Below are 3,969 nucleotides of genomic sequence, written 5' to 3'. Positions count from 1 at the left end.
ACCGGACATGGAGTAACCTAGGGCGGAACCGGATTGAGTTACGCCTAAGCCGACACCGGACATTCCGACACCGGACATGGAGTAACCTAGGGCGGAACCGGATTGAGTTACGCCTAAGCCGACACCGGACATTCCGACACCGGACATAGTTTCACCGACACCTGATGCCCACTTACCGACACCAGAGGGGAAAATATAGGAACTGATGCCATGTTGGAAACTGGAAACATGGTGCATGGAACCAAATAGGGAACCAGCGATGCGTTGAGCTTCTGCTTCTTTGGCTAGATTGAAGAGGTCGTCGTAAATGCGATCGCCATAAGATAAGCCAGGGGGTGATAGTTGGGCAAAAGTTTGACCTTTGAGTTCATCACCCCAAGATACTGTAATGAATTGGTCATCAATCCACTCAGAGGGATAAATGGGGGGAATCCGAACCGCCTGGGAACGGGCCATAGCTAACCAGCGACCATCAGCGCAACGGTAGCCAATTTCGATCACATAATCGCGATCGCTTACAGGAATTGGTAAATACCATTCCCGCGCCATTTCATCGCAAGGGTATTCCTGAACGCTGTGGGGACTCTGATTGCTGAGATTTATACCTGTTACGTCATAAATCCGTAAAGCCAGTTGTTGCCCACCTAATCGCCGGAATTGTTCTTTTTGTTGACTGGAGATATCCCAGTAAGCATAAGCCCATTCCGGGTCTCTTGCCATCAGAACTACGCGACTTTCACTATATCCGCTGCCAAGTTCCACTAGATTTTCATCAACTGAGGACAGGAAATCATCTGTTTGTTCTTCCTGGCCTAATGTAAACTTTGCTACTTCCACTTCTGCTTTTGCCTCCAAAGTACGGGATTGACTAGGGGATGAAAATCTTTGACGTTCAATATCTTGAATGGCAGCTAAAAGCTGGGCTTTACGCATTCGGCTATAGCGAGAAATACTGTACTCGCTGGCGACTTTGCGTAATTGTCGCAATGTCATTTCTTCCAAGGGGGGTCTTTCTTTTGCCATAGGTTGGTGATCTCCATGTGTTCAGACAGCAGGCTGTTGGCTCTGTAGATTTTCTTTGGGATCGTGGGGATCGCTCTCGTTAATCAACATATTGCAGAAAATATCCAGAGGGGTCAAGGGGTAATCCCAAAAATTATAAGTAAATATACTGTTTTATAAGGTTTTTGGGATCATTGTGTCATAGTTTCATGATATATCATGGCATTGGGGATCGTCTGCATCCAAAAAAAAATCCCCGGCGTGGGCCTGGGGTTGTAGGTAGATTCTTAAAAAGTCGAGTGGGGGGTTGGGCGTGGCCAAAGCTAACGAATTATCTCCCAATCCCGTATCCGCCAAGGACCCTGATCTCGGACGAGTTGATATCGAACCTGTAGGGTGCTATCCTCAGACCTCTCCATTTGATTACCTTGATAGAATTGGGTAACTTCCCGCACCTGAGCATCAACAGTACCTTGATTGGGATTATTCTCATTGACATCAACACTCTGGACCCTAACTTCATGCTGAAAACGCCTGTGGGAATTTTCCTGCCTTAATGACTCGGAAAGCCCCATCCACCGAGCCAGGGAAGGCTCAACCAAAATTTCCCTTAATCCTTCAGTTTGATGTTCAGGACCTAGAGCGGCAGATTTAGCAGTCAACCACTGATTAACTACCTGTTGGGCTACAGTGGGGTCCAGGTCAGCCGCTAGGGGGTTCTCTGGTTCGGGTTCAGGAATAGCGATCGGAGAATTATCAAGGCGGATTTCGGGTCCATCGACTGTCAATCTCGGCCCACCCATTCCCTCTAGGGCATTACCAATCCAACCAAAAATGGCACTCAAAATCATCCATAATAACCAAATCCCAAACAATCCCACTAAACCTACCAAGATTAATCTTTTAACCTTGTAGTTGGATTCATGAGTTGACTTACCCCGAGTTCGTCTAGGAGAGTGAGACTGAGGGCTACCCTGACCCAGTGGTGGCAGATTAGCCGTAGGAGTACCGTTTAATCGGGCGCTAGAAGATGCCACCGGAGAGGGTTGATGAGATGTAGATGAACTCCCTCTGGCTGGTTTTTGTAGGTAGGTCGATTCATTAGTAGATTGATTGAATCTACCTGGCGGGGTGGTTTTGGGAACCTGTGCGGAGGGAGAATTAGCACCACTATGGGATGACTGAGAGCCTGTAGGCATTCCCACAGAACCGGTAGGCGAATGCCCATTGCTTAGACCATCAGGACTAGAGGAGTAAGGTGCTGATTGAGCGGGATTTGCAGATGTTGAAACTGCGGGGGTCGATCCCGATTGCGCGTAAGTCAATTCATTATCTGACCTACTGCTGCGGCGAGGTTGTACTACTACCCACTCATTTGATGTGGCACGCGCCTCGGCGGGAAGTGCCTCTAAATAGGATTGAACCTGCTTATTAGCAAAATATTCTTTGAGAGAAACTGACTGATTTTGCAAATCCCGGAAATGGGGGAAAACTTCTTCGGCTAACCAGTGTTCTGCATACAGACATAACCCGGGTAACAGGTCTGGGGAATCTACAGAATTTTCCCGAATAAAGGCGATCGCTTCCTGTTCCTGGCTCAAATCTAAGGCTCGACTAGCTTCTTCAGTTTGTCCTAGTAACAGACAACAAACTGCTTTTTCTAAATGCACGTCCTGGCGGCGACCTAACTGCATTAACATTAACTTAGCTTTGCGAATCAAAGCAGGTTGGGCGCGTGCAAATCCCTGAGCCAATAAAGCATAAACAGCCAGGTATGTGCTAACGGCGGAGGGACGATGAGCCTCCATCTCAAATAGGGTCTGTTGTTCGGTGGTGGTTAAAGAACTACGCAATTGCTGGATAAAGCGTAGAAAATCTTCGACATTCAGACCAGAGCGATCGTCACCGTGACCATCAATACCCCCCCTTTCGTGGAGCATTTCCCGCAACAATTGCAATCCCCGCCGACGTTCATCAGCTTTTTGTTCTGGTAGTTGCAGCAGTTCGATGATACGGTAGGGGCGCAGTTTATAAAGGTCTGCCTGCATTTCTCCCCGTAGACTCGCAAACAGGCTTTCTCGTAACAGTAAATCTTGACCCGATTCTAGGGAAATAGCAGCGTTTTCATATTGCCGAGACTGCCACTGTTCCCGACCTAGTTCTAAATATGCTAGGGCTACGGTGAGAATTATATCCGGCAAAACTAGATCAGGATCTCCAAACCGACCATCTTTCAGACCAATACTGCTGGTTCCTATCAAGGGACGAGTCAGGGCGACAACTTGTTCATATTCCCCTAATTCTTGCAAGATCAGCAATGCGCCGACAAACTGGCGATCGTCTATCTCTATACTGGCTCGGTGAGAATCTGCGTCCTTTCCACCCCCGGCCCCCGACAGGCTCATGACATTCGGGCCTCCGAGGGTTCTCACGGTACGCGAGCCAGGATCGTAGGTCTTGGCTAGAAAACCCATGTCATAGGCCCCGCGTTGGTCTGGGTCTGACAGGACTGCGTAGGCTTCATCAATTAACTGCTTTCGAGCATCGATCGCTAGATCAGAATACTCCCGCCTGGGAAGCTGCTGTTGGCGATCGCCTCGAGCCTGCTTTAACTGGTCCGCAGTCGCTTGGATTGGTAAGCCTAAAATTCGGTAGTAATCTAGTGGAATACGCATTCTGGTTCATCCCCAAGGGCGAGCGACTGATTTAGGGCGGGTTGGGCATCTTCCCGGACCATGCCATCTCACTGTCCGGGATATAGGGCAGGGGTCAGGAGGAGTGGCGGAAGACGGAGTAGGGAAAAAAATTGTCGGTTTACTATTCCTATTCATCGGGTCTTTCCGAAAAACCAGTTTAACCGACCCCTACCAGGCGAGTTCGTGTGGCTTATCTGTCACGTAAAACTCCTGGGAGGGTTGGAAGCTCCGTGATTGATCACGGAGAGGAAAACCGACTCAAGCGGCTGAC

The 3,969-nt window shown here is 48.9% G+C and carries 2 protein-coding genes; both read right to left on the bottom strand.

Translation table 11 applies throughout. The features are described 5' to 3' along the window. A partial coding sequence (locus ACTIE0_RS22990; RefSeq protein WP_439517001.1) for a DUF4912 domain-containing protein occupies positions 1–1,023 on the bottom strand: 1,023 nt, incomplete at its 3' end. Between the two features lie 302 nt (positions 1,024–1,325). Next, entirely contained in the window at positions 1,326–3,677 is a 2,352-nt protein-coding gene (locus tag ACTIE0_RS22985) for an IMS domain-containing protein (protein WP_006670662.1), read from the bottom strand. Positions 3,678–3,969: the final 292 nt, after the last annotated feature.

This window comes from Limnospira sp. (assembly GCF_051859755.1).
Classification (GTDB): domain Bacteria; phylum Cyanobacteriota; class Cyanobacteriia; order Cyanobacteriales; family Microcoleaceae; genus Limnospira; species Limnospira fusiformis.
Note: the sequence above shows the minus strand (reverse complement) of the source record. Positions and strands in the feature narration are given on the sequence as shown.

Excerpts from the sequence above, each read along its gene's own strand:
- ACTIE0_RS22985 (WP_006670662.1), bottom strand. The coding sequence starts at position 3,677 with ATGCGTATTCCACTAGATTACTACCGAATTTTAGGCTTACCAATCCAA.